The organism is Streptomyces sp. WI03-4A, from assembly GCF_033792105.1.
GTDB classification, from domain to species: domain Bacteria; phylum Actinomycetota; class Actinomycetes; order Streptomycetales; family Streptomycetaceae; genus Streptomyces; species Streptomyces collinus_A.
In genome coordinates, this window is sequence record NZ_JARAUO010000011.1 from 102,894 (window position 1) to 127,210 (window position 24,317).

24 protein-coding genes are annotated in these 24,317 nt (G+C 74.7%); 10 read left to right on the forward strand and 14 right to left on the reverse strand.

Features of this window, described 5'->3' with window-relative positions:
- The 4 genes from PV343_RS14680 to PV343_RS14695 all read right to left on the reverse strand — a co-directional run.
- Positions 1-610 (reverse strand): hypothetical protein (locus PV343_RS14680; RefSeq protein WP_319147340.1); only part of this gene is annotated, 610 nt, incomplete at its 3' end.
- 491 nt (positions 611-1,101) lie between these two features.
- Positions 1,102-2,523, reverse strand: a complete 1,422-nt coding sequence (locus tag PV343_RS14685) for an MFS transporter (protein WP_319147341.1) — start codon at positions 2,521-2,523, stop codon at positions 1,102-1,104.
- Positions 2,524-2,608: 85 nt separating this feature from the next.
- Positions 2,609-3,004, reverse strand: coding sequence for a hypothetical protein (locus tag PV343_RS14690; protein ID WP_319147342.1), 396 nt, complete (start codon positions 3,002-3,004; stop codon positions 2,609-2,611).
- Between the two features lie 89 nt (positions 3,005-3,093).
- On the reverse strand, positions 3,094-5,103 hold the full coding sequence (locus PV343_RS14695; RefSeq protein ID WP_319147343.1) for a hypothetical protein: 2,010 nt from the start codon (positions 5,101-5,103) through the stop codon (positions 3,094-3,096).
- A 230-nt stretch (positions 5,104-5,333) separates the two neighbouring features.
- On the opposite strand from PV343_RS14695, the gene PV343_RS14700 reads away from it, so the two are divergent.
- Positions 5,334-6,293 carry a D-2-hydroxyacid dehydrogenase family protein gene (locus PV343_RS14700; protein WP_319147344.1) on the forward strand — a complete coding sequence of 320 codons (960 nt, stop codon included), beginning with the start codon at positions 5,334-5,336 and terminating at the stop codon, positions 6,291-6,293.
- A 27-nt stretch (positions 6,294-6,320) separates the two neighbouring features.
- Here PV343_RS14700 and PV343_RS14705 read toward each other — a convergent pair whose 3' ends face one another.
- Complete coding sequence (locus PV343_RS14705; protein WP_319147345.1) at positions 6,321-6,902, reverse strand: DUF2087 domain-containing protein; 582 nt, start codon at positions 6,900-6,902, stop codon at positions 6,321-6,323.
- Positions 6,903-7,100: 198 nt separating this feature from the next.
- Here PV343_RS14705 and PV343_RS14710 point away from each other — a divergent pair, with 198 nt between their 5' ends.
- A complete protein-coding gene (locus PV343_RS14710) occupies positions 7,101-7,397 on the forward strand; it encodes a chaplin (protein WP_319147346.1) in 297 nt (98 codons plus the stop codon).
- A gap of 20 nt (positions 7,398-7,417) precedes the next feature.
- Here the strand turns inward: PV343_RS14710 and PV343_RS14715 are convergent, their stop codons facing one another.
- The 7 genes from PV343_RS14715 to PV343_RS14745 all read right to left on the reverse strand — a co-directional run bounded on the left by PV343_RS14715 (position 7,418) and on the right by PV343_RS14745 (position 11,895).
- The gene (locus tag PV343_RS14715; RefSeq protein ID WP_319147347.1) at positions 7,418-8,284 is read right to left on the reverse strand and encodes a tyrosinase family protein; all 867 of its coding nucleotides are present in this window, start codon (positions 8,282-8,284) and stop codon (positions 7,418-7,420) included.
- A complete protein-coding gene (locus PV343_RS14720) occupies positions 8,268-8,759 on the reverse strand; it encodes a tyrosinase cofactor (protein ID WP_319147348.1) in 492 nt (163 codons plus the stop codon). Before PV343_RS14720 ends, PV343_RS14715 begins: the two co-directional genes overlap by 17 nt.
- Positions 8,760-8,868: 109 nt before the next feature.
- Positions 8,869-9,381 carry a hypothetical protein gene (locus PV343_RS14725; RefSeq protein ID WP_319147349.1) on the reverse strand — a complete coding sequence of 171 codons (513 nt, stop codon included), beginning with the start codon at positions 9,379-9,381 and terminating at the stop codon, positions 8,869-8,871.
- Positions 9,382-9,593: 212 nt separating this feature from the next.
- A complete protein-coding gene (locus PV343_RS14730; protein WP_319147350.1) occupies positions 9,594-10,094 on the reverse strand; it encodes a DUF5949 family protein in 501 nt (166 codons plus the stop codon).
- A 165-nt stretch (positions 10,095-10,259) separates the two neighbouring features.
- The gene (locus PV343_RS14735) at positions 10,260-10,550 is read right to left on the reverse strand and encodes a hypothetical protein (protein WP_133923906.1); all 291 of its coding nucleotides are present in this window, start codon (positions 10,548-10,550) and stop codon (positions 10,260-10,262) included.
- A 133-nt stretch (positions 10,551-10,683) separates the two neighbouring features.
- Complete coding sequence (locus PV343_RS14740; RefSeq protein WP_319147351.1) at positions 10,684-11,487, reverse strand: hypothetical protein; 804 nt, start codon at positions 11,485-11,487, stop codon at positions 10,684-10,686.
- A gap of 168 nt (positions 11,488-11,655) precedes the next feature.
- A complete protein-coding gene (locus tag PV343_RS14745; RefSeq protein WP_319147352.1) occupies positions 11,656-11,895 on the reverse strand; it encodes a chaplin family protein in 240 nt (79 codons plus the stop codon).
- 246 nt (positions 11,896-12,141) lie between these two features.
- On the opposite strand from PV343_RS14745, the gene PV343_RS14750 reads away from it, so the two are divergent.
- Genes PV343_RS14750 through PV343_RS14785 form a run of 8 tightly spaced genes read left to right on the forward strand, consistent with a single transcriptional unit; the run spans position 12,142 to position 21,824 of the window.
- Positions 12,142-13,317, forward strand: a complete 1,176-nt coding sequence (locus PV343_RS14750) for a glycosyltransferase (RefSeq protein WP_319147353.1) — start codon at positions 12,142-12,144, stop codon at positions 13,315-13,317.
- Positions 13,314-14,756, forward strand: a complete 1,443-nt coding sequence (locus PV343_RS14755) for an exopolysaccharide biosynthesis polyprenyl glycosylphosphotransferase (protein ID WP_319147354.1) — start codon at positions 13,314-13,316, stop codon at positions 14,754-14,756. Before PV343_RS14750 ends, PV343_RS14755 begins: the two co-directional genes overlap by 4 nt.
- A 3-nt stretch (positions 14,757-14,759) precedes the next feature.
- The gene (locus PV343_RS14760) at positions 14,760-16,157 is read left to right on the forward strand and encodes an O-antigen ligase family protein (RefSeq protein WP_319147355.1); all 1,398 of its coding nucleotides are present in this window, start codon (positions 14,760-14,762) and stop codon (positions 16,155-16,157) included.
- A complete protein-coding gene (locus PV343_RS14765) occupies positions 16,154-18,115 on the forward strand; it encodes a lipid II flippase MurJ (RefSeq protein ID WP_388239922.1) in 1,962 nt (653 codons plus the stop codon). Before PV343_RS14760 ends, PV343_RS14765 begins: the two co-directional genes overlap by 4 nt.
- Positions 18,099-18,860, forward strand: coding sequence for a polysaccharide deacetylase family protein (locus tag PV343_RS14770; RefSeq protein WP_319147356.1), 762 nt, complete (start codon positions 18,099-18,101; stop codon positions 18,858-18,860). The genes PV343_RS14765 and PV343_RS14770 overlap by 17 nt, the downstream gene beginning before the upstream one ends.
- The gene (locus PV343_RS14775) at positions 18,857-20,014 is read left to right on the forward strand and encodes a glycosyltransferase (protein ID WP_319147357.1); all 1,158 of its coding nucleotides are present in this window, start codon (positions 18,857-18,859) and stop codon (positions 20,012-20,014) included. Before PV343_RS14770 ends, PV343_RS14775 begins: the two co-directional genes overlap by 4 nt.
- Positions 20,011-20,664 (forward strand): lipopolysaccharide biosynthesis protein, encoded by a 654-nt coding sequence (locus PV343_RS14780; RefSeq protein ID WP_319147358.1) that lies wholly within the window; start codon positions 20,011-20,013, stop codon positions 20,662-20,664. The genes PV343_RS14775 and PV343_RS14780 overlap by 4 nt, the downstream gene beginning before the upstream one ends.
- Positions 20,661-21,824: a GNAT family N-acetyltransferase gene (locus PV343_RS14785; RefSeq protein WP_319147359.1), complete on the forward strand. Its 1,164-nt coding sequence runs from the start codon at positions 20,661-20,663 to the stop codon at positions 21,822-21,824. Before PV343_RS14780 ends, PV343_RS14785 begins: the two co-directional genes overlap by 4 nt.
- Here PV343_RS14785 and PV343_RS14790 read toward each other — a convergent pair.
- Together PV343_RS14790 and PV343_RS14795 are read right to left on the reverse strand one after the other, a co-directional pair.
- Positions 21,821-23,035 carry a glycoside hydrolase family 26 protein gene (locus tag PV343_RS14790; RefSeq protein ID WP_319147360.1) on the reverse strand — a complete coding sequence of 405 codons (1,215 nt, stop codon included), beginning with the start codon at positions 23,033-23,035 and terminating at the stop codon, positions 21,821-21,823. The genes PV343_RS14785 and PV343_RS14790 overlap by 4 nt on opposite strands.
- A 305-nt stretch (positions 23,036-23,340) precedes the next feature.
- Positions 23,341-24,270 carry a chaplin family protein gene (locus PV343_RS14795; protein ID WP_319147361.1) on the reverse strand — a complete coding sequence of 310 codons (930 nt, stop codon included), beginning with the start codon at positions 24,268-24,270 and terminating at the stop codon, positions 23,341-23,343.
- Positions 24,271-24,317: the final 47 nt, after the last annotated feature.

A 24,317-nucleotide genomic window follows, 5' to 3' on the forward strand; every position in this document is an offset into this window, starting at 1 on the left:
CCCGACCGGTGGACCCGGCGTAGTACAGGATGCGATCACCGCTGAGCGCCGTGATCTGCGTCCAGTCCGTGGCGAAACTGCCCGCCGGGAAGACCCTGACGTCCGCGAGGCCGTTGTCGGCGTCGACCGAGCCGACGCAGCCCCGACCGGTGGACCCGGCGTAGTACAGGATGCGATCACCGCTGAGCGCCGTGATCTGCGTCCAGTCCGTGGCGAAACTGCCCGCCGGGAAGACCCTGACATCCGCCAGTTCGCCGCTCTCCACATCGACGGAGCCGATGCAGCCGCGCCCGGTCGCCTTGGCGTAGTACAGAATGCGATCACCGCTGAGCGCCGTGATCTGCGTCCAGTCCGTGGCGAAAGTGCCGCCGGGGAAGACGGTCTCGTCCGCGAGATCGTTGTCGGCGTCGACGGAGCCGATGCAGCCGCGCCCGGTGGGCTTGGCGTAGTAAAGGACGTGATCGTCGCTGAGTGCCGTGACCTGGGTCCAGTCGGTGGCGAAAGTGCCGCCCGAGTAGACGGTCTCGTCCGCGAGATGGTTGTGGACGTCGACGGTGCCGATGCACCCACGCCCGGTGGGCGCGCTGTAGTAAAGAATGCGATCCGACATCACATCGCCTTTCTGGCCTGTTTCCTCGTCTGCGAACCACGGCAGGGACCTGGCCGGTCGCACGATAGGAAGGCAGGCGTGACGCCGGTCGGTAACCGGCATCACCAGGATGCGAGGCGCTCGCTTCGATGGCGGGCGGCCGCCCCCTCGGCGCTTCTGCCACTTACTACCTCAGCCGGCGCGACCCCTGTCCTGCCACCGCTGCTTTCACGAGCGCGAAGACCGCTCGGTGCCGGGGGCCGGTATCGCACTTCTCCCAGTATGGGCACCGGGCGTCGCATCATGCGACTTGGCGTCGTGGTGGCCGAGGGGTGACGTGGTGACCTGACTCGCCTTCATCCATGCTTCAACCAACCCGCTGGTTGCAGACGTTGAGGGTTGTAAATCATCCAGCGTTCAATGGTTCTCGCCGTATCCATTCGATTTCGGACCACCGGCCGCTTGTTGTCTCCGCATCAGAGCAACTGTTCTCGCTGTGAACGTCGTTGTGGTCACGCTCCCGGCCGATCCCGTGCCGCTCTCCGTGGGGTGTGGGTCGGGTCGGTCTGCCGGGGGAAGCGGGTCGCCGCTGCCAGACCGGCCAGGCCGATCACGGCCAGGGAGAGCATCGCCGCCGCGTAGGCGCCCTTGGTCAGGCCAGAGACCAGGATCGTGCCGGCGATGGCCGTGCCGAAGGACGAGCCCAGGTTCGACACGCTCCGGGACAGTCCGGAGATCTCGCCCTGGCGCTCCTCCGGGAAGCTGGACTGCACGACGTTGACCGACGGGGTCAGCATGACGCCGAGGCCGAGGCCGATCAGCAGGAGGCCGGGGACGAACGCCCACGCCGTCGTGAAGGCGCCCGCCAGGACGACCAGGACGACGACGCCGAGGATGCAGAGGACGAAGCCGGTCACCACGAGCGTGCGCTGGGAGCGCCGTTCGGCCAGGCGCTCGGCGGACAGGGACGTCAGCAGCAGACCCAGCGTGGCCGCCGTGAAGACGACCCCGGTCTGGATGGCGTCGTAGTGGCGTACTACCTGGAGGTAGGCCGCGACCGTGAAGGACACGCCCATCAGCATCAGCCACTGAACGTTCTGGGTGACCAGCCCCAGGTTGGACGTGCGGTTGCGGAACAGGCTGAGCGACAGCAGCGGTTCCCTGCCCGACGCCTCCCTGGCCCGCACGTAGCGGAAGAACCACCACAGCACGCCGGCCCCGAGGACCAGCAGGGCGACCATGAGCCAGATGTCGTTGTCCGCGGCCAGGATGCCCATGACCACCAGGACCAGACCGGCTGACGACAGGACCGCGCCCAGGGTGTCGAAGGTACGGGTCGGATCGGGCGGCAGCGGATCGTCCATGTGGCGGCTGAGCAGTATGATCACCGCGATGATCATGGCCTGGAACACGAAGGCCGCGCGCCAGCTGACGGCCGTGGTGATCAGGCCGCCGATCAGTGGTCCGGCGGCGGCGCCGAGGCCGCCCAGCGCCATGATGATGCCGAAGGCGCGGGCCCGTGAGGTGACGTCCGGGTAGAGCAGCGTCGCGAGGATGTAGACGGGTGGGATGAGCAGGGCGGTGCCGACGCCCTCCAGGATCGAGTTGCCGAGGATCAGTACCCCGAGCCCCGGCGAGGCCGCGCTCAGCAGGGCCCCGATCGCGTAGACGACGAGGCCGGTCAGGAAGCACCGTTTGCGTCCGTAGCGGTCGGTCAGCTTGCCGCCGGGGATCATCAGCGCGGCCATCACCAGCAGGAAGACGGTGATCGCCACCTGCACCCCCTGGACGGTGGTGTCCAGGTCGGTGCTGATGTCGTTGATCATCACGTTCATGTTGGAGCCGGCGAAGCTGCAGATGAACTGGGCCAGAGCCAGCGCGGCCAGCACCTTGCGCTGCCCCGCCGCCCGCTCGCGCTCGACTGTCTCAGCCACGAGGCCAACCCTCCGGCAGCACCGCGGGCGATGCCTCACCCCTCGGGGGTGAGATGGACGCCCGGAACACGCGCGGACGTCGGGGTCAGTGCTCTTCGGCCGGTCGTACGGCGTTGGTCACGGCGGAGACGACGGCGGTGCCGACGAAGGTCCCCACCATGACGAGCCCCACGCCGATGACGAAAAGGCCGCTGGAGTCGTCCGACCAGTCGACGTAGGCGGCCGCGGTCAGGCCGGCCGTGGTGCCGAGGACGGCGCCCGCGACGTAGTCCCGGTAGGCCGCCCAGCCGACCGCAGCGAGCAGGGTCAGCACCAGGCCGATCACCTGCCATGCCTGGTACGGGCCGGTCGTCGAACCGTCGGGGTGCACGTCACGGTGCTGGTCCCAGCCGAGCCAGGCGGCCCACAGAGCCGGGGCGAGCGCGGCCAGCGCGAGGATCGACACCAGCTGGGCAACGGGTTTGTGCAGTCCTGTTCGCATGCCCCCAGCGTCGCGGCTCCTGCGGTCACCGCCCAGAGCGTTCGTACTCAGTCCCGTCCGAGTACGAACGCCCGGGCGTCGGGTGGCCGTCAGGCGGCCAGTTCCGTCTCCGCCTCCAGGCGCTCCGCCTCGCTCTTGGCGGCCAGGGCGTTGGCCGCCGCGTTGAAGCGCTCCATGGACGAGGGATGGTCCGGGCCGAGGACGTACTCCTTGAGGGTGCGGCGGGCCAGGGCCATCGGGTCGGTGCGCGGGGCGCGGACCGAGTCGAGGATCTCGGTCAGGCGGGTGCAGTCGCGGTCCAGCAGGTAGGCGCCGCCCGCGGTGGTGTAGGCGGCCCGGAACTCCTCGTCCGGCAGGTCGTGGGCGTTGGTGAGGACGTAGGGCTTCAGGCTCGCCACGAAGTCCGCGACGACCGAGGAGACGTCGCTGATCAGGATGTCGGCCTGGTTGAAGCAGTCGTAGAGGGTGGGGAGGCTCTTGAGGATCACGTTGTGCCGGACCGGGCCCCTGGTCTCCCAGAAGATGCGGTGCCACTCGGCGCGCAGCTCCTGCCACTCGGCCGCCGCGGCGCGGTCGGGCAGCCGGGCCTCGCGCAGCTGCTCGGCGTCGTCGCCGCCGAGGCGGCCGGCCAGCTCGTCGAGCCGCTCCTGGATCTCCTTCAGGCGGGGCCTGGCCGCGGCGACGGCGGCCTCGGCCTCGGCGGCGCCGCGCTGCTCGTTGTCCGTGCGCAGCAGCTCGCGGATCGCCCGGTCGGCCTCGGCGGCCTCGGCCGAGCGCTTGCCGGTGAGCGGGTGCGGCTTGTAGACGACGCGGACGTTCTCCTGGAGGAGCTTCTCGATCAGGGGTACGCCCATCGGGATCAGCGACGTGTGGCAGTCGTCGTCGCTCCAGCCCTCCCAGGTCGGCGCGTACAGGACCACCGGGAGCGGGCCGGGGGTGTGCTCGGCGTGCAGGCGGATCGGGGCGAGCTGCGGGCGGCCCACCTCGACGATGGCGCTGTCGCTGATGGCGTGCCGGACGCGCTGGTAGCGGTCGCGGCCCGCGCGGCCGGCCACCCAGATCTCGTCGTACACCTTGCTGACCCGGTTGCTGCTGGCGAGCTTGTCGCTGTCGCCGTGGCCGATGAAGACGTGCTTGGCCTCGGCGACGCGCAGCATGTGCACGTTCTTGCCGGCGTTGCCCGGGTAGAGGACGACCCGGACGCCGGACAGCTCCAGCTCCGCCAGGTCGTCGGCCTTGGGGACGCAGACCACCGGGAGCCGGGTGCGGCTGAGATGGCGGAAGGAGGCCCGCTCCCGCAGGATGATCACCGGTCGCATGTCGAGTTGCTCCAGCGTCTCGATCCACATGTTCACCTGGTACATGAAGTCACGGGAGACCGCGGCGAAGCTGAAGTAGAGCGCCACCTGGGGACGGTAGTCGGCGAGCCGGCGGTTGACCTCGGCGAAGACCTCGTCCCGCGCGGGCATCCGGCGGACCCTGCGGTACTGGAGCAGCAGCGCGAGGACGCCGAGCACGGGGACCGCGACGGTGACCGCGAAGCCGGCGTACGCCAGGCCCCAGCCACCGGTGGCCAGCGCGGCGAGCAGGCCGGCGTGGGCCGGCAGGTCCAGGTGGAGCAGCTTGCGCAGGAAGCGCCGGTACAGGAAGCCGGGCGGCTGCTTGGGTATGGGCAGCTCGCTCATGTCCAGGTTGCGCACCCCCAGCGGCAGCACCCGGCGCCGGCGGACGGCGTGGTGCAGGGCGGTGTAGAGCATCATCGCCGCGAAGTGGGCGCTGAACACGGCGAGCGCGGTGACGAGCACCGCCTCCGGCGCGTCCGTCCGGCTGGCCAGCGCGAGCAGCATCACGGTACGGACCGCGAACCGCAGCGGGCGGGTGAGCTGGAGCGTCGCCAGTCTGCGCACGAAACCCGGGGCCCTGGAGTGCAGCACCTCGTCGGCGATGTAGGTCACGGCCGACGCCGCGACGAAGCCCCACAGGGAGGGCAGCAGCGCGAAGACGGGCAGCGCGGCGAAGCCGCCGGCGAGCAGGAGCACGAGCAGCAGGTCGGTGACCCCGCGCACGCGCAGGGCACCGCACAACCGACGGATCGTCATGGGCAGGTTTCCTCTTTCCGACTGGCGCGCACGGTGGGGCAAACGCCGTTGTTCACCAGTTCGACGTAAGAAGCGGGCGAAGAGTTGTACACCGTCCGGAAAGAAGACATCCACATTCCGTTTCCCTGTGGTAAGCCCCCGACCAGCCCTGTGACCTGCCGGTACAGTCACCGCAGGGAAGCGGGGGTACGGGAAAGCCGGGGACCGCGAAACGGGGAAGGGGAGACGGCGTGCGACTTCGCTGTGCGGTGCTGGACGACTTCCAGGGGGCGGCCACCGGGTCGGCCGACTGGTCGGTGATCGAGGACCGGGTGGAGGTCGTCGCGCTGCGCGAGCACCTGGACGGCGAGGACGCCCTCGCGGCGGCGCTCGCCGGCTTCGACATCGTCGTCACCCTGCGCGAGCGCGTCCCGTTCCCCGGCTCGCTGCTCGCGCGTCTCCCCCGGCTGCGCCTGCTGGTCGCCTCCGGGATGCGCAACAGCGTCATCGACTACGCGGCGGCCGAGGCGCACGGGGTCACGGTGTGCGGTACGGCGAGTTCCTCCACGCCTCCGGTCGAGCTGACCTGGGCGCTGCTGCTGGGCCTCGCCCGCGGGATCGTCACGGAGAACGACGCGCTGCGCTCGGGCGGCCCCTGGCAGTCCACCGTAGGCGCCGACCTGCACGGCCGCCGGCTCGGGCTGCTCGGGCTCGGGAAGATCGGCGAGCGGGTGGCGCGGGTCGGACTCGCCTTCGGCATGCACGTCAGCGCGTGGAGCCGGAACCTGACCGGGGAGCGGACCGCGGAGGTGGGCGTGGACCTCGCCCCCTCCAAGGAGGACCTGCTGGCCACCAGCGACTTCGTCTCCGTCCACCTGGCCCTCTCGGAGCGCACCCGGGGACTGGTCGGCGCCGCCGAACTGGCCCTGATGAAGCCGGACGCCTATCTGGTGAACACCTCGCGCGCCGCGATCGTCGACCAGGACGCCCTGCTGGCCGCACTGCACGAGGGCCGGATCGCGGGGGCCGGTGTCGACGTGTTCGACGTCGAGCCGCTGCCCCCGGGTCACCCGATGCGCACCGCGCCCCGCCTGCTGGCCACGCCCCATCTCGGCTATGTCTCACGGGCCAACTACGCGACCTACTACGGCCATGCGGTGGAGGACATCGCGGCCTACCTGGCGGGGGCTCCGGTACGACGGCTGCCCTGACGCCCGTGCCGGACCGGCCCCGGCCGGTCAGCCGGCTTCCGGCCGGCGGTAGACGCCCTCGCTCCGGTGCAGGTGGTGGAGGTCCACCAGGTAGCGCCGGAGCGTCACATGGTCGACGCCGTCGGAGTCCTCGCACCAGGCCCGCAGCCGCTCGTTCACCACGCGTTCCGGATACGCGGCGCCCGGCTCGAAGGTCTGCTCGGCGATGTGCCGCAGCACCAGCTTCTTCCGGGTCCACTGGGCGGGCAGGCGCAGCAGCCGCCCGTCGCGGACGAAGGTGGCCAGGACGGCGGCATCCGGCCCGCCGCCGGTCCGGAGCGCCGGCCGGCCGCGCCGGAGCAGCCCGCGGAACAGGTCGTAGGAGACGGTCAGTCCGTCCGGTGTGCCGTCCACGACCACGCCCTGCTCGCGCAGTCGCAGCAGGGCGAGGGCCGTGTCCTTCGCGGACAGCCCGGCCACCTGGGCGACCCGCTCGGGACCGTCCGCGCCCAGCGCCACGGCGGCCAGGGCGCGCATCCGGCTCTCCTCCGCCAGCAGTCCGATCAGCCGCCTGGCCCGCTCGGCCGCATCGGTGTCCGTGTCCGTGTCGGTCTCGGTGTCGGGGGTCATGACCGGAGGTTAGGCGGGCCGCCGGACCCGGCGCCTCCCATTAACGCCGGTCGCTGTCACCGCAGCGCAGCGGCACCGCCCGTTGAAAGGGTGATCTCCCGCTGATCAGCGTGACCCGCCCGGCGCGACACCGTTGACCGGGAAAGTGCGGTGGCTGGTCCGCCGCCGCACACCACCGAGCAACAAAAGGAGAACGTGATGTCTCGCTTCGCGAAAGCGGCCGCCGTCGCTCTCGGTACGGGTGCCGTGGTCATCAGCGGCGCCGGTCTGGCCCTGGCCGACGCGGGCGCCCAGGGTGGGGCCGCCAACTCGCCCGGCGTGCTGTCCGGCAACGTGGTCGAGGTTCCCCTCCACGTGCCCGTGAACGTGTGCGGCGACACCGTCGACGTCATCGGCCTGCTGAACCCCGCCTTCGGCAACGGCTGCGCCAACACGCACACCACCCCCGTCACCCCGGGCAACCCGGGCCCCGGCGACGACGGCTACGGCAGCTGATCGCGTCCCACGGACACGGCTCACGCGTACCGGTAGATCCGGCTCATGTCCTCCAGCTCGTCCGGCGTCACACCCCAGGGCGGCAGCTTCTGGTGCCGGGCGACGACCCGCTTGTGCTGGGGGTCGCCGGTGCCGGGCGGATCGGCGGGCAGGTAGCGGTGCGACCGGTGGGCGCGCTGCCACCGCTCCCACTGCAGGTCGAGGAAGGCGTGGTGCAGCCAGAACACCGGGTCGTTGACGGACGCGCCGCCGAGCATCGCGCCGCCCACCCAGCGGTGCACCCGGTTGTGGTTGCGCCAGGAGGAGCTGCCGGTGCCCGGCCCCCAGCCCTCCAGCTTGTTGCGGAAGCCGCGGGTGACCGTCGAGTCCCAGGGGCGGACGTCGTAGACGGGATCGTCGAGGGCCCACTGCAGCTCGCTGCGGGTGGGGAGCTGGAGGGGTGCCGCGGCACGGCCGAGGTCCCGGGTGAGGAACCTGCCGTCCGTGATGCCCTCCTTGATGGTCCAGTGGCCGGCCGCGTAGGCGAACGGACCGGTCGTCACCTGCCGGTCGGAGCGCCGCCCGTTGCCGCCGAGCAAATCCTTCGTCCAGGGTGAGGACGTCGTCGTACGGTCCCGGGTCCAGTCCCAGTACGGCACCGTCACCGAGGAGTCCACGCGGCGCAGCGCCCGCTCCAGCTCCAGCACGAACCTGCGGTGCCAGGGCAGGAAGGACGGCGTCATGTGCGCGGTGCGCAGGCCGGCCTCGCCGTCGGCGGTGTAGTAGTCGATGTGCATGCGCACGAAAGCGTCGTACTCGCCCCGCCGTTTGAGTTCCAGCAGGGCGTTGACGAACCGCCGGCGCTCGGTGGGGGTGAGTGCGCTGACGTTCTTACGCACGTACGCCATGCTGTCCCCCCATGTCGTGCCCCATCCGCCCGCCGCCCGCCGGACCGGGCGCGAGCTCGCGCAGGCGCTGGCCGGGGCCCATCTCGTCCACGGCCGCGCGGGTCGCCTCCAGCGGCGTCCGGTACGAGCTGTAGTGGTCGACCATGCTCAGCCAGGTGCCGTCGGCCCGGCGCATCAGGTGCAGCGGGCGGCCGTCGATGGTGACCTGCCAGTCACCCCCGACGAGGCCCCGGTGGCCGGCGACCGGGATCACGACGCCCTGGATGCGGCGGCCCCGGTACGTCTCGTCGAAGGAGCCGCCCACGGGTCCGTCCGACATGGGCAGGGGGCGGGAGGCGGCGACCACCGGCGCCAGCGCCACGGCGGCGGCGGAGGCCAGCAGCCCCCGCGCCACCTCTCTTCGCGAGACTCTTACCGTCCCCACCGCGACCTGCTGTTCGGCTCCCACCGCGACGCCACCGGCACCCACGACCATCTCTCGCTCCTCGTCCCGTGATCGGATTCCGCACGGGTAACCGCCGGAAGGCGCGCGGGGTCACCGCCGAGGGGCCATCCGGTGGGTGCGGGAGCGTGTACGGCCGGTGTCAGAGGCCGGGGCCGAGGCCCAGGTTCGCGGCGGGCACCGTGCGCACGACCGGGGCGAGCAGGCCGGCCTGCGGGAGCTTGGGCTCCGGCAGGCCGAAGTGGTGCGGGTCGGGGGCGGTCAGCGGGGCGTCCAGGGACAGGCCAGGGCCCGCGGTGCGCAGGTCGGAGGCGGGGGCGTCGACACCGACGTGGTCGAAGTCGTCGCCGGGGACGCGCGGCAGGGGCGCCCGCAGGTTCGCGCCGGGCAGTGCGCTGTGCAACGGCACCTGGGGCAGCGTGCGCTCGGGCAGCAGCCGCCCGGTGACGTACCGCGGCCCCTCGGGGGCGCCGGGCTTCACCAGCGGCACTTCGAGGCCGACCTTCGGCACCTCGGTGCCGAGGGACTCGGAGACGCCGTTCAGCGGCACGGGGACGGGGACCGCGCCGGCCGCCAGGGCGGGGGCGGCCGCTCCCACGGCGGCCGCGACCCCCGTGACGACGGCGGCAAGGGTTCCTCGGGTGGTCGGCTTCATGTCAGGTACGGTCCTTTTCGGGGTGAGCGGAGTTCGAGGTCCGTATCGCCCAACGAGCCGGGAAACGGCTTCAGTTCACAATTCGCCCGGCCGCAGCAATGGTCAGCTCGTCCAGAAATCCCACCAACGGGTCGCGACGATCGTGGCGGCCCGGGCCAGTACGCCGTAGGCGACCAGTCCGAGACCTCTGCCGCCGGCCAGGGTCCGGGGCATCAGCGGCGCAGGCTGCGGGCGGGCAGGATGATGTGGGCGGCGCCGGTCAGGGTCTCCTCGGCGCCGGCGAAGGCGGCCAGCGCGGCCGGTTCGACGACCTGGCCGGGACGTCCCTCGGGCCAGGCGAGGGTGGTGAAGACGAGGTAGGCGTAGCCGCGCGCGGCGACGGCGGCGAGCCACTCCGGCGGTGCCTCGGCCTGGGCGACCATCTGCGGCATGTTGACGACGGCCTGGCCGGCCTCGACGAGCAGGGTGATGGGCAGGCTCGGCTTCGAGGTGCCGTCCACCACCTGCCCGCCGACCGGCAGGTTGTTGCTCGTCAGCAGGTGCCTGATCGCGGCGGCGGTGGCCTCGGGGCCGCCCTCCGTGTCACCGAGGGAGTAGGCCAGCAGGTACGGCATGTCGGTGCCGTCGGGTGCCTCGCCGCTCCAGGCGAGGACGACGAGCGTGCCTAGGTCGGCGGGGCGGAAGGGACGGGCTTCGCTTGGGCTTGAGGTCACCGCGCGACCCTATCGACGGGGCGCGGCGCGGCCCGGTGGCGTCTCACCCGTCCGGACCAGTACCCGCAGCCGCTCCACACGATCGGGGGAAGCGGTCTCGAACAGGCCGGGAGCCGGCTCCGCGGTGTGCGGTGCCGGCTCCTCCCGGTGGTGCGGGCGGCTGCGTCAGCTCTGCAGCGGCAGGCCGCCGAGCAGCGGGTTGTGCTGGTTCAGGGCGGCGGTGGCGCCCTTGACGGAGTGCAGGACGGAGTCGGCGTTCTCGGTGTCGAGCGCGTGCGACTGCTGCTGCAGCGGCATGACGTCCTTGACGGTCAGCCCGCCCCGGGTGATCGAGTCCACGGCGCCGTTGAGGCTGGTGGGGGTCAGCTCGGCGGTGGTGTGGGCGAACGCGGGCGCGGCGACGCCGGCGAGAGCCACGGAACCGGCAAGGACGGCGGCGGCCTTCAGGGACTTCATCGGGTTCCTCTCTTCGGCGACTCGCGTCACCCCGGGGAGACGTACTGGCGCCGTGCCTAACGAGTGCCCGCGGGGCCGGAAACCCCGGCCCCGGAAGACATATGAGATCCCGTGGGCGCCCGCCGCCCGCGCGTCACCCGGTCGGCAGCGCGGGGGCCTGCGGCAGGCTGGGCAGGGCCGTGCCCGGCGCGGTGGGCAGTCCAGCGAGGGTCGAGTCGATGAGTTCGAGCAGGTCGTCCACGACGCCGTTGGCGGCGGACAGCACTCCGTCGAGGTCGGCGGTGACGGCCTTGAGCAGGTTGTCGATGGCGGTCTGCAGCGCGGCGAGCAGGTCGCCGGCGGCGTCGCGGGCCGCGGGCTCCTTGGCGGCGGTGCCGGTGGTGAGCGAGGTCAGGGCGGCCGGGGACGGCACGGCGGAGCCGCTCGCGTCGGTGGCGACGCTCGGGGTGACGGGGGCGCTCGGGACGGCGGGCGCCGTCGGGGTGGCCGCCGTGGACGGCGTGGCGGCGGTGCTCGGCACGGCCGGGGCGGTGGGAGCGGTCGAAGCGGTCGGCGTGGCGGGGGTGCTCGGCGTCGCCGCGGAGGTGGGGGTCGCCGCGGAGGTGGGGGTGGCCGCCGTGCTCGGGGCCGCCGCCGCGGCCTTGGCGATGGCCTCCCGGGCCGCGTCGCCGAGCTTCTTGGCCTCGCCGGGGGTGAGCCGCCCTTTGCTCAGCGACTCGTCGACCAGGTCGACGACGGGGTCGAGGCCCGCGTCGGTGCCGTGCAGGGACCGCACCTCGGCGAGCAGCGCGTCCGCGCCGGGTACGGGCGAGTGCGCGCTCGTCCGGGTGCGCTCCCGGGCCGAGTCGGCGGCGACGGCGACGGGACCGGCGATCCCGATCACGAGGGCGGCGCAGAGGGTGGTGGACGCCAGGCGCCGTACGGGCAGCACACGCATGAGGGTTCCTTTCGGTGGGGCAGGGGTCTGAGCCCACCGTTGAACTCTCCGTGACGGCTCGCAACCGCTCGCGTACGGTGCGTGAACCATCTGGGGGAACGCGCGAACCGGCCGTCCGCCCGCGACGACGCGCGGGCGGACGGCCGGTCCGAGGGGTGCGTCCCGACGTCAGCCGTTGGCCGCGATGTTGCCGAACGCCGGGTTCAGCAGGCCGATGACGTTGATGCTGTCGCCGCTGACGTTGACCGGCACGTGGACCGGGACCTCGACGACGTTGCCCGACACGACACCCGGCGAGTTGGCGGCGCCGCCATTGGCGCCGGCGTCGGCGCAGGCCACACCGGCGGCGCCGGCGACGGCCGCGACAGCGGCGGAGGTCAGGACCAGACCCTTCGCGATACGCGACATGGAGAGGAGCTCCTTGAAATCGACACAACATCCGGGCGGATGCCCGGCGCTGTGTCAACGCGCCGCACGCCGTGGGGTTGTGCCGCCAATCGAGTGACGTCCGTGGCGGTGACCCGCCGGGCTCCCGGCTCGTTCCCAAGGGGACGCGTCGTGGGCCGGCGCGCTCTTCGTCGTCGTGGACGCGCGGGCGTGACCCCGCGTGCCCACCCGCAACCCCGAGCGCCCCCGTGAGCGAGGAACCTGTCGATGCACCAGCCACCACCCCCTCCCCGGCCGCGGGTCCTGCACGTCACGCAGCCTGTCGACGGCGGTGTCGCCCGCGTCGTAGGGGACCTGGCGCGGGCTCAGCTGACGGCCGGTCTGCGCGTCGCGGCGGCCTGCCCGGGCGGTGAACTGGGCGCGGGACTGCGGGAGCTGGGGGTCGACGTGCGCCCGTGGCGGGCCGGTCGGTCGCCGGGGCCGGGGCTGTCCGGCGAGATACGACGGCTCGCACGGCTGGTCGAAGAGGTACGGCCCGAACTGGTGCACGCGCACAGCGCCAAGGCGGGACTCGCCGCCCGGCTCGCCGTCCGCGGCCGGGTCCCGACCGTGTTCCAGCCGCACGCGTGGTCGTTCGAGGCCGTCGGCGGCCCCACCGCCGCGCTGGCGCTGCGCTGGGAGCGGTGGGGGGCCCGGTGGGCGGACCGCGTGGTGTGCGTCAGCCAGGCGGAGCGCGCTACCGGACTGCGCGCCGGAGTGCACGCCTCGTACGCCGTCATTCCCAACGGCATCGACCTCGACCGTCACTCCCCCGCGCCTGCGGGGCCCGCCCGCGCCGCCCTGCTCCCGGACCTCGACCCGGCGGCGCCGCTCGTCGTCTGTGTCGGGCGGCTGTGCCGGCAGAAGGGCCAGGACCTGCTGCTGCGCGCCTGGGAGCACGTCGTGCGCCGGCTGCCCGGCGCCCGGCTGGCGCTGGTCGGCGACGGACCCGACCGGGACGCGCTGCGCCGGCGGGCCCGCGCCCTCGGCCCCGCCGTCCGGTTCGCGGGTGCCGTCACCGACACCGTGCCCTGGTACCGGGCCGCCGACCTGGTGGTGCTGCCCTCGCGCTGGGAGGGCATGGCCCTGGCCCCGCTGGAGGCGCTGGCCTGCGGCCGACCCGTCGTGCTCACCGACGTCGACGGCGCGCGCGAGAGCCTGCCGCCGGCGCTCCCGCCCCACTGCCTGGTGCCGCCGGAGGACCCCGGGGCGCTGGCCCGGGCGATCACCGCGCTGCTGTCCGACGCGCCGCTGCGCGCGTCACTCGGCGAGCGGGGACGCGGGCACGTCCAGTCCACGCACGACGTGCGGCACACCGCCGACCGGGTCGCGGACCTGTACCGCGAACTCCTCGGCGCCCGGCCGCCCGTGTCCACCGAGCGCAGGGAGTTCCTCCACCCGTGACCGCGGAACGCACCGTCCCCTCCCCCGGCGCCCCCGGCGCCCCTGCCGGCTCGCGACCGCAGGAGCCCGGCCACTCGCCCGCCCCGGTACGGCCGACCCGCGCGCCCGGCGGCTTCCGGTTCCCGGTGCGACGGCTGGCCGCGCGGCCCGCCTCGCCCCTGCCACTGCTCACCGCCGACCTGTTCGCCGCGCTGGTGGGCGCGCTCGCGATCGGCCCGGCCACCCAACCGGCCCCGCTGGTGGCCGTGTTGCTGGGCGGGGCGCTGCTGCTGCGCCCGCGCCCCGCCCGTCCGGTGCCGGGGGTGCTCGACGAACTCCCGGCGGTCTGCGGCCGGATCGCGGTCCTCTGGCTCGCGCTCGGCGCGCTGGCGGCCGCCCACGACCCCGGCCGCGCGCTGTCCGCCCGCACCCTGCTGCTCGGCTGGGCGGCGCAGGCGGTGGCGGCCTGCGCGGCGCGCGGTGCCGTGCACTGGCGCCGCCGTGTGGCGCTGACGTGCCGTCCGCGCACCGCCCTGGTCGTCGGTCCGGCGGCGACCGCGCAACGGGTGGCCGCCGCGCTGCTGCGCCACCCGCGCTGCGGGGTGCGGCCGGTGGGCGTCGTCGCCGAACGTCCCGCGGGCCGGGGCGGGCTGCCGGTGCTCGGCACCGGTGAGGAGGTGCAGCGGGCGCTCATCCAGAACGGGGTGCGGGTCGTGCTCACCGTCGGGCCGGCCGTGCGCGCCGAACGGGGCCCGCTGCTGCGGGCCTTGGCGGAGTCCGGCTGCGCGGTGTGGGAGGTGGACGCGGACGGCCCGGCGTTCGAGATGCGCGACCAGCTCGCCGGGTTCTCCGTCCGCCGCCTCGACCTGGGCACCCGGCACCACGGCAGCATCGGCAAGCGGCTGCTGGACGTGACGGTGTCCGGTGCCCTGCTGGTGCTGGTCAGTCCGCTGCTGCTGGTGTGCGCGGCCGTGCTGCGGCTCACCGAGGGGCCCGGCGTGGTGTTCCGGCAGGAGCGCATCGGCGCCGGCGGGCGGCCCTTCACGCTGCTGAAGCTGCGCACCCACCGCCCGGTGGACGAGCGGGAGGCGGCGACCCGCTGGAGCGTGGCGGGCGACGACGGGATGAGCCGCTTCTGCCGCTTTCTGCGGCAGACCTCGCTGGACGAGCTGCTCCAGCTGTGGAACGTCGTCCGCGGCGACATGAGCCTGGTCGGCCCGCGGCCCGAACGCCCTTACTTCGTCGCGCAGTTCAGTCGCACCCACCCGGGCTACGCGGCCCGCCACCGGGTACGGACCGGCATCACCGGCCTCGCCCAGATCAACGGCCTGCGCGGCGACACCTCCATCGAGGACCGGGCCCGCTTCGACAACGCGTACATCGACACCTGGTCGCTGTGGCAGGACGTCTGCATCCTGCTGCGCACCGCGGCCGCGCTCGTGCGTTCCACGGGGAGCTGACCGATGAGCCTCGCCCTGAACCCGCGCCGCCCCGGGCCGGCCCCGGTGCTGTCCGTGGTGGCCGTGGTGGCCCTGCTCGCGCTGCCCCTCACCCCGGGGGGCGAGGGCGGCGCCGGACCGGCCGACGTGGTGTCGGCGCTGGTCGTCGGCCACTGCGCGATACGGCTGCTGCGCGCACGGCGGCGCCCGCTGTCCCGTGCGGCCGCCGTGGTCCTCGGCCTGCCGGTCACCGGTCTCGCGCTCGCCGCGATGGACGCGGTCTCCCCTGGCGCGGGGGTCGCCGGCCTCGGCCGCTACCTGCAGATCTTCGTCCTGGTCCCGGCCGCCGTCCTGCTGCTGGTCCGCCACCGGTCCGACTTCCGGCTGCTCGCCTGGTCCCTGGTGGGGCTCGCGCTGTGGCAGGGCGCGCTGGGCGTCCAGCAGTACGCCACCGGGACCGGCGCCTCCTATCAAGGCGAGGACATCCGCGCGGTGGGCACGTTCGGGGCGTCGGACGTGATGGGCATGGCGACCGTGGTGTCGTTCGGGCTGGTGTGCGCGGCCGGTCTGGCGCTCGGCCGGGCCCCGGTGCGCGAGCGGGCGGTCGCGGCCGCCTGCGCGCTCGTCCTCCTCGTCCCGCTCGCCCTGTCCTTCAGCCGGGGCGCCTGGATCGCCACCGCCGTGACGCTCACCGTCCAGCTCGTGGCGGCCGGGCCGCGCCGGGCGCTGCGGGTCGGAGCGGCCGCCGTGGCCGCGGGTGTGGTGCTGGTGGGCGGTCTCGGGCTGGGCTCCGCGATGCTCCAGGAACGGATCGACAGCATCACGCGGGTCACCGACGCGCCCGACCAGTCGGTCACCGACCGGTACACGATGTGGGCGGCGGCCACCGACATGTGGCGGCAGCGGCCGCTGACCGGTGTGGGGCTGAAGGGCTTCCCCGAGTACCGCGACGGGCACGCCTCGCTCGCCCTGTCCTCGGGCAGCGACACGGAGGGCGCGGGCGCCGCCTACCGCAGGCAGCCGCTGCTGTCCCCGCACAACATGTACCTGCTGGTGCTCGGTGAGCAGGGCCTGGCCGGTCTCGTGGGCCTGGTGGGCGGCTGGCTGGCCCTGCTGGTGTGCGTGCTGCGGGGGGTGCGCCGGGCGCGCCGCTCGGGCCGGGGCCAGGAGTGCGCGCTCATCGCCTGCGGGCTGCTGGTGTGGCAACTGGTCGACTTCGCCTATGCCGACATCGGCGGCAGCTCGACCGTACTGACCGCGGTGTGCCTGGGGCTGGTGGCCTGGTGGGCGCTGGTGGGCGCGGACGAGGTCGTTCTCGTACCGGACGCCGCCGCCTCCGACGCGGGCGCGGACGGCTCCGCCGGGTGTGCCGCGCGGGCCGCCGCGGGGGAACGGGCCGCCGGGGAGGCCGGGGTCCGGTGACGGTGACGCCCTCCCCCGAAGCCCGCCCCACCGGCGGGAGCGGTGCGGTGCCCGGACCGGACGACGGCGACGGCGACGGCCCGGTCGTGCTGCCGTCACCCCGGGCCGGTGCGCGGGCCGATGCGCACGCCGGTACGCCCGCCGGGGCGCGGACCGATGCGCCCACCGGTGTCCGTGCCGGGGGGCGTGCTGGGGAGCGCCCCGTCCCGGTGCGGCCGGCCGGGTCCGGGCAGGCGCCGCCCAGCCGGGGCTTCCTGGCCCGGGCCGCCCTGATCACCGCCTCCCTCTCGGTCGCCGGCGCGCTGCTCGGGCTGGTGCGTGACCAGTCGCTGGCGCGGCTGTTCGGGGCCGGCCGGGACACGGACGCCTTCCTGGTCGCCTGGACCCTGCCGGAGTTCGCGGCCACCCTGCTCATCGAGGACGGGCTGGCGTACGCGCTGGTCCCGGCGTTCAGCGTGGCTCTGGCCCGGCGTGCGCAGGGGGCGCCCGGCGACCCCGTCCGGTCCCTGGTGGCGGGCACCCTGCCACGGCTCGCACCGGCCTTCGCCGCGGTGGCCGTGCTGCTCGCCGCGGCCGCGCCCTGGCTGGTCGGGGTGCTCGCGCCCGGCCTGCCCGACCCGGCGCTCGCCGTGGACTGCACCCGGCTCACCGCGAGTTGCGTGCTCAGCTTCGGGCTGGCCGGCTACTGCAGCGCCGCCCTGCGGGCCCACCGCAGCTTCCTGGCCCCGGCCGCGATCTACGTCGCCTACAACACCGGCATCGTCGTCACGATGTTCACCCTCGGCGGCCGCTGGGGCGTGCGCTCGGCCGCGTTCGGGGTGGCGGTGGGCGGCTGCCTGATGGTGGCCGTACAGCTTCCCTCACTGGTACGGCGGTTGCGCACCCGTCGGCCGGCCGGGACCGGTGCGGAAACCGGGACGGGGAGCAGTCCGGACACCGGTGCCGGGACCGATGCCGGGACAGTGCCCGGGCACCGGCCGGTGGACGCCGCGCTGATGGCGACCGTGCTGCTGTTCGCGCTGGTCCGGCAGTCGCAGGTGCTCGTGGAGCGGTACCTGGCCTCCGGACTGCCCGCCGGCGCCATCTCGCACCTCAACTACGCGCAGAAGGTCGCGCAGATCCCGATGACGCTGTCGACGATGCTGTGCACGGTCACCTTCCCGGTGGTGGCGCGCGCGCTCGCCGACGGCGACACCGAGCAGGCCCGGGACCGGGTGGAGCGCGACCTGGTGGTGGCCTCCTGGCTGGTGCTGCTCGGCACGGCGGCCGTCGTCGCCTGCGCCCCGCAGATCATCCAACTGCTCTTTCAGCGGGGCGCGTTCACGGTTCATGACACGGCGGCGACCGCGGGCGTGATGCGGGTGTACGCGCTCGGGCTGCTCGGCCAGACCCTGACGGGTGTGCTGGTCCGCTCCTACTTCTCGGCGGGCCGCGCCGCCTGGTACCCGGTCGCCGCCATGGCCGCCGGCCTCGCCGTCACGTTCTGGGCGGGCGCCGGGACGGTCGGCTCCTGGGGGGTCACCGGGATCGCCGCGGCCAACGCCGCCGGCATCACCGTCACCGCGGTCCTGCTGCTGGCGGGCACGGCGAGCGGTCCGCGGGGACGCTCCGTCCTTCCGGGCGGCCCGCGCGGTGTGCCGGTACGTGCCCGGCGTGTACTCGCCGGAGTGGGCGGACCGCTGGCCGCGGCCGCGGTGGCCGCGGTGGCCGGCGCCCTCGTGGCGAGCCGGGTGGGCGGCCCGTACGCCGGTCCGGCCGCCGGTGGCGCCACCGTGACCGCCGTGTTCGTCCTGCTCGGCCGCGCGCCGGGCGCCCGGGGCGGGGCGTCCGGCCCGCCTCCCCTCCCGCTCACCCGCGTCGTGCCCTTCCTGCCCTCCCTCAGCCAGTCCTTCATCCGACGCCTTCTCCTTCCTGTCCGCACCCTCGTACGGAGGCTCGTCCATGCCGTCCGCCGTTGAGTCGCCCCGCCGTCCCCGGGCCGCCGGGCCGGGCACCGTCCCGTGGATCGCCATGTACCACTCGGTCGGCGACTGTTCCGACGACCCGTACCGGGTCACCGTGACCCCGGACCGGCTGGAGCGGCAGTTGCGCTGGCTGCGCGGCCGGGGGCTGCGGGGTGTGTCGGTCGCCGAGCTGCTGGCGGCCCGCGCCCGGGGTGAGGGCCGCGGTCTGGTGGGCCTCACCTTCGACGACGGGTACGCCGACTTCCTCACCGGCGCGCTGCCCGTGCTCACCCGCTGGGAGTGCACGGCCACCCTGTTCGTGCTGCCCGGCCGGTTCGGCGGCGACAACGCGTGGGACCCGCTGGGCCCGCGCAAGCCGCTGCTCACCGCGGACGCCGTCCGGGAGGCCGCCCGTGCGGGCGTGGAGATCGGCTCGCACGGTCTCACCCACGTCGACCTCACCCGAGCCGACGACACCGTCCTCGGGACCGAGACCGCCGGGAGCCGGACCCTGCTGCGAGAGCTGACCGGGACCCCGGTCGGCGGGTTCTGCTACCCGTATGGCACCCTCGACCGCCGGGCCGTCGACGCGGTGCGCGCGGCCGGGTACGACTACGCCTGCGCCATCGCCCCCGGCGCACTGACCGGCCCGCACGCCCTGCCCCGCGTGCACATCGGGCAGAACGACGCCGGCCTGCGCCTGTTCCTGAAGTACCGGCTGCACCGGCTGCGCCGCCGCCCCGTCGCGGAGCCGCGATGAGGGCGCTGCACGTCATCACCGGGCTCGGCACCGGCGGCGCCGAGCAGCAACTGCGGCTGCTGCTGCGGCACCTGCCGGTGGACTGCGACGTCGTGACGCTGACCAACCCCGGGCCGGTCGCCGAGGGGCTGGCCGCCGACGGCGTCCGCGTGGTCCACCTGGGCATGCGCGGCAACCACGACCTGGCAGCGCTGCCCCGCCTGGCCCGCGTGATTCGGCGCGGCCGCTACGACCTGGTGCACACCCACCTCTACCGGGCCTGTCTGTACGGCAGGATCGCCGCCCGGCTCGCCGGGGTCCGCGCGGTCGTCGCCACCGAGCACTCCCTCGGCGACTCGCAGATGGAGGGCCGCCCGCTCACGGCCGGGGTGCGCGCCCTGTACCTGGCCGGTGAGCGGCTCGGCCGGTCCACGGTGGCGGTGTCCCCGACGGTCGCCGAGCGGCTGACGCGCTGGGGCGTGCCCGGGCCGCGCATCACGGTCGTGCCCAACGGCATCGACCTGGAGCGGTTCCGCTTCGACCCCGAGCGGCGGCTGCGCACCCGGGCCCGGCTCGGGCTGCCGGACGACGCGTTCGTCATCGGCGGCGTCGGCCGGCTCGCCCGGGGCAAACGCTTCGACGTCCTGATCCGGGCGCTGTCTCGGCTCCCCGGCGACTGCCGGCTGCTGCTGGTCGGCGGGGGCGGCGAGGAGGGCGCGCTGCGCGGGGCCGCCCGGCGGGCCGGGGTCGCCGACCGGGTGGTCTTCGCCGGTGAGCGGCCCTACGGGTGCGACCCCGCCGCGGGCCCCGACCTGCCCGCGCTGGCCTCGGCGATGGACGTGCTCGCCTCGCCCTCCGCCGAGGAGGCGTTCGGGCTGGCCGTCGTCGAGGCGCTCGCGGCCGGACTGCCGGTGCGCTACGCCTCCTGCCCGGCCGTCGAGGACCTGCCGCCCGGGGCCGCCCCGGGCGCCCTGCGCGTCGAGGGCGGCACCGACGCCTACACCCAGGCGCTCGCCGAGGTACGCGCCGCCGGACCCGGCCCGCGCACCGCCCCCGAGGCCGCCCGCCACTACTGCATCGCCCGCAGCGCCAGCCGGCTCATGGACGTCTACGCGGCGGCGCTCGCCCGTACCGTCCCCGAGCCCCGATCCTCCCAGGGAGTCAGCCCGCCATGACCGAGAATCCCCACAGGCACCACCGCCCGGCCCGCCTCACCCGCGCCCGCGCGCTGCCGCCCTGGACGCTGGTGGCGGCCGGCGTCCTCGCGGGCGGCCTGCTGGGCGGCGCGTACGGGGAGTTGAAGCCGCCGGTGTACACGGCCACCAGCTATGTGGTCGCCGTACCCACCGAAGGGTCCGACACCGCCTCCGCGCTCGGCTTCGCCCAGGCCTACGGCCGGGTCGCCACCCAGCTCGCGGTGCTCGGCGACGCGCAGCGGCAGGCCGGGGTGCCGGTGGACACCCTGCGCACCGACGTGCGCACCGCGACCTCGCCGGACGCCCCGATGGTGGCCGTGTCCGCGACCTCGGGCCGCCCGGCCGAGGCCGCCGGCATGGCCGACGCGGTCGCCCGTTCCCTGACCCGGCACGCCAACGCGACCAAGAGCCGGACCCACGTCGAACTCCTGCAGTTCTCGCGGGCGTTGCCGCCGACCGCGCCCTCCTCGGCGTCCGCCGGACTCACCGCGCTGGTGGGGGCGAGCGCGGGCGGGCTGCTCGGCGGTCTGGCGCTGCTGGTGCGGCCGAGGCGCCGGGTGCCGGAGCCGGTGCGGGCGGCCACCGTGCCCGCGCCCGCCCTCGCCGCCGACGCGCGCGGCCAGCTGTGACGGCGACGTACCCGGCGCGGCCGGAGTGCGCCACCGCTCCCGTCGGCGGACTCGTCACCGAACTCGTCACCGACGAGGCCGCCTTCGCCGCGCTCGGCCCGGCCTGGGGGCGGCTGTACGGGCGGTGCGGGACCGCGACCCCGTTCCTGAGCCACGCCTGGCTGCACTCGTGGTGGCGGTCGTACGGCAGGCCGGGACGGCTCAGGCTGCTGCTGGTGCGCCGCGGCCCGGGCGGTGAACTGGCCGCCGCGGCTCCGCTGATGCTGGTTCACCGTCCGCTGCCCGCGCTGGTGCCGCTGGGCGGACCGATCTCCGACTACGGGGACGTGCTGCTGGACGACGGCGACGACGGGAGCGCGGCCGGTGCCCTCGCCGAGGCCCTGTGGCGGGCGGCGCGCACGGCGCTGATCGACTTCCGCGAGGTGCGGCCGGGCGGCGCGGCGGAGCGGGTGCTCGCCCGGTGGCGCGGGCCCCGGCGCGCGCTCGACGACTCGCTGTGCCTCGAACTGCCCGCCGTACCCATGGACGAGCTGGTCGCCCGGCTGCCGTCGGGCAAGGCGCAGCGGGTGCGGGCCAAGCTGCGCAGGCTGACCGCGCTGGGCGTGGAGCGGCGGGTGGTCGGGCCCGGTGAGGTGGCGGCGGCCCTGCACCGGCTGCTGGAGCTGCACCGCTCGCAGTGGCGGGGGCGGGGCGTGACGGCCGAGCATCTGCGGCCGCGGTTCCGGGAGCATCTGGTCCGCGCGGTGGGCCCGATGGTCCACGCCGGTGACGCGGTGGTGACCGAGTTCCGGCTCGGCGGCGAGGTGGTCGCCGTCGACCTGACGCTGCTGTCCCCGGGTCTGGCGGGCGGTTATCTGTACGGCGCCGATCCCCGGCTGCGGGAAGCGAAGGCGGACGTGGCCGTGATGCTGCTGGACGCGTGCAGCGGGCACGCGGCGGCGGCCGCGCGCGGCGCGGCGGGCGGCCGGGGCGTGCTGAGCCTGCTGCGCGGCGACGAGCCGTACAAGCACCACTGGCGTCCGGAACCGGTGGTCAGCCGCCGGCTGCTGCTGGCCAGGCGGCGCACCGCCCCGCTGCTCGCGGCCGTGCTCGGCGCGACGGCCGTCCGGCGGCGGGGCGGGCAGGCGCTGCGCCGCTGGGGGCCGGGGCGCCGGGACTAGAGGGTGCGCGGCCACCGGTCGGCGGGGAGACAGACGTTCCGGCCGAGCCAGTACGCGACCCAGCCGCCCAGGTCCAGCGACGAGCAGGTGTCCGGGAGCCGCTGCGCGGGCGTGGGCGCAGGGGCGGGCGGGGATGTGGGCGTCGGTGCCGGCGGGGTGGTCGGCTCGGGGTCCGGGGTCCGTGCGCCGGTGCGGCCGTACAGCGCGGACCGGTAGACCGCGGACGCCATGGGGTTCCGTCCGCACTGCCACACGCCGTGCGGGCAGTAGTCGGTCAGCGTGTTGTACAGCGGCCGGTGCGCGTCCATCCAGGCGAGCATCCCGCGCATGTACGTGGCGTCGTCGCCGTTGCGGAAGAGTCCCCACTCCGGGTACGAGAGCGGCTTGCCGTGGGCCCGGGCGAAGTCCACGTGCCGCTGGAGGCCGTATGGTTCCGTCACCTGCTCGTCGAAGGACATGCCGGCCGGCTGGTCGTAGGAGTCCATGCCGACGATGTCGACCGTGCCGTCCCCGGGGTAGCACTCGGTCCAGGGGACGGCGTCCCGGCCGCGGCTGGGGGTGAAGTCGAACCGGAACCGCTGGCCGGGGACCGCCCGCATGGTCCTGACGATCCGGTTCCAGTAGGTCTTCCAGGACTCCGGGTCCGGGCCGCAGCGGTGGGTGTAGGTGACGCCGTTCATCTCCCAGCCGAGCACGACGACCGTGTCCGGCACGCGCAGGTCGACCAGCCGCTCGGCGAGGGCGCGGAAGTGCCGGTCGAACCGCCCGGCCGCGCCCTTGCGCAGCAGCGAGCGCACCTGGTCGTCGGAGAGGTCCTCCTCGTTGCGCTCCTGCATGGGCACGTTGAGGACGAGCGTCCGGCCCGGCTTCTCGCGCCGCCACCGCGCCCACGGGTCGAGGAAGCCGGGCGGACCCTCGATGTCGCTCCATGTGCCGCCGGGCAGATAGGTGTGCGCGACGGTCGGTTCGGTGCCGCCGAGCCAGTCGCCGAACGCGGCCATCCGGGCCAGGCCGCTCGGGCCGGAGCCGAGGAACGCGCCGAACGGCGGGGACGCTTGCGTCTGGGCGGCGGAGGAGCCGGCCGGCCGTGCCGCGCCGGTCGCGGGTCCGGGTCCGGGTCCGGGTCCGGCCACCAGGGCGACCGCGGCGGCGACCGCCGCCGCCACCATCGTCAGCCGCCGGGCGCGGGCCCGTCGCACTCGCGGAGCCATGCCCGCTCCTTCCGCCACTGGACCGCGCCCCGGTCGGCCGATGCCTGTTATCGACACCCAGTCATATCGGCACGGTGTCTGCCACCACGGCTACGGCGTTCAGGTGGCCCTGGCCGCCGCACGGGCGAACCGCGCGCACGACGCGGCCTCGGCGCGTGGGGCCGGCGGGCTGGCGGTTCCCGGCCGGACGGCGTGGCGAGGTGCCCGGAGGCGCTACGGCGCTGAAGGATGCGGTACGGCGCCACTGCGGAGGGCGCCGGTGCGGGACGCGGGGTGCCGGGCACTGGGGTCCGGCACCCGGCACGTCACCGGCCCGAGGCTCCGCGGCCCCGTCGGTACAGGATGGTCCCGCCGGCGATCAGCGCGGCGCTGGCGGCCGACGCTCCGAGGATGGTCCCGGAATCGGCGCCGGTGTGCGCGAGGCTCGGCGGCTGTCCCGGGTGGTGGCTTCCGTGGTGCGGCGGAGTCCAGTCCTCGCCGCCGTACGGGGGCGGGGTGGGCTTGTCGTGACCGCCGTACGGAGGAGGCGTCGTGTGGTCGTCGCCGCCGTACGGGGGCGGGGTGGGCTTGTCGTGACCGCCGTACGGAGGAGGCGTCGTGTGGTCGTCGCCGCCGTACGGGGGCGGCGTCGTGTGGTCGTCACCGCCGTACGAGGGCGGGGACGAGGGGCCGCCGTACGGGGGCGGGGTGGTGTGGTCGTCACCGCCGTACCCGGGGGGCGCCGTGTGGCTCCCGCCGCCGTACGAGGGCGCCTTGGTGTGGTCGCCGCCGTGGTGCGGGGACGGCATCGTGCGGTCGCCCGTGGGACCGCCGGGGAAGCCGCCCCGGTCACCGGGGACGCCGGGGCCTTCGGGGTGGTCGCCGGGGACGCCGGGGACTTCGGGGTCGGGGTGGTCGCCGGGGACGCCGGAGTGGCCGCCCGAGGTGTGCTCGGAGGCGTCCGAGCCGCCCTGCGGGCTGCCGTGCCGGACACCGCCGTCACTGGTCTGGCCGGAGCCGTTCGCACAGGAGTTGCCGAACGCGGGATTCAGCGCGGCGACCGCGTCCACGGAGTTGCCGCAGACGTTGACCGGGACGTTCGCCGGGACCTGGACGGTGTTGCCGGACAGCACACCGGCCGAGTGCTGGGCGGCACCCTGGGCACCCGTGTCGGCGAGCGCCTGACTTCCGTAGAAGGACAACATGCCCGTCGCGGCGGCGGCCACGACCATGCCCTTGCTGAGGGTCTGTCGCAATCTCGTTGTCTTCCTGCTCGGAGAAGTGGGAAAGCCGGCCTCGGACG

Bases quoted from the DNA above. Each gene is read 5' to 3' on its own strand.
- PV343_RS14690 (WP_319147342.1), bottom strand. From the start codon at position 3,004: ATGCGAACAGGACTGCACAAACCCGTTGCCCAGCTGGTGTCGATCCTC.
- PV343_RS14695 (WP_319147343.1), bottom strand. From the start codon at position 5,103: ATGACGATCCGTCGGTTGTGCGGTGCCCTGCGCGTGCGCGGGGTCACC.
- PV343_RS14705 (WP_319147345.1), bottom strand. From the start codon at position 6,902: ATGACCCCCGACACCGAGACCGACACGGACACGGACACCGATGCGGCC.
- PV343_RS14710 (WP_319147346.1), top strand. From the start codon at position 7,101: ATGTCTCGCTTCGCGAAAGCGGCCGCCGTCGCTCTCGGTACGGGTGCC.
- PV343_RS14715 (WP_319147347.1), bottom strand. From the start codon at position 8,284: ATGGCGTACGTGCGTAAGAACGTCAGCGCACTCACCCCCACCGAGCGC.
- PV343_RS14720 (WP_319147348.1), bottom strand. From the start codon at position 8,759: ATGGTCGTGGGTGCCGGTGGCGTCGCGGTGGGAGCCGAACAGCAGGTC.
- PV343_RS14725 (WP_319147349.1), bottom strand. From the start codon at position 9,381: ATGAAGCCGACCACCCGAGGAACCCTTGCCGCCGTCGTCACGGGGGTC.
- PV343_RS14735 (WP_133923906.1), bottom strand. From the start codon at position 10,550: ATGAAGTCCCTGAAGGCCGCCGCCGTCCTTGCCGGTTCCGTGGCTCTC.
- PV343_RS14740 (WP_319147351.1), bottom strand. From the start codon at position 11,487: ATGCGTGTGCTGCCCGTACGGCGCCTGGCGTCCACCACCCTCTGCGCC.
- PV343_RS14745 (WP_319147352.1), bottom strand. From the start codon at position 11,895: ATGTCGCGTATCGCGAAGGGTCTGGTCCTGACCTCCGCCGCTGTCGCG.
- PV343_RS14750 (WP_319147353.1), top strand. From the start codon at position 12,142: ATGCACCAGCCACCACCCCCTCCCCGGCCGCGGGTCCTGCACGTCACG.
- PV343_RS14760 (WP_319147355.1), top strand. From the start codon at position 14,760: ATGAGCCTCGCCCTGAACCCGCGCCGCCCCGGGCCGGCCCCGGTGCTG.
- PV343_RS14770 (WP_319147356.1), top strand. From the start codon at position 18,099: ATGCCGTCCGCCGTTGAGTCGCCCCGCCGTCCCCGGGCCGCCGGGCCG.
- PV343_RS14775 (WP_319147357.1), top strand. From the start codon at position 18,857: ATGAGGGCGCTGCACGTCATCACCGGGCTCGGCACCGGCGGCGCCGAG.
- PV343_RS14780 (WP_319147358.1), top strand. From the start codon at position 20,011: ATGACCGAGAATCCCCACAGGCACCACCGCCCGGCCCGCCTCACCCGC.
- PV343_RS14790 (WP_319147360.1), bottom strand. From the start codon at position 23,035: ATGGCTCCGCGAGTGCGACGGGCCCGCGCCCGGCGGCTGACGATGGTG.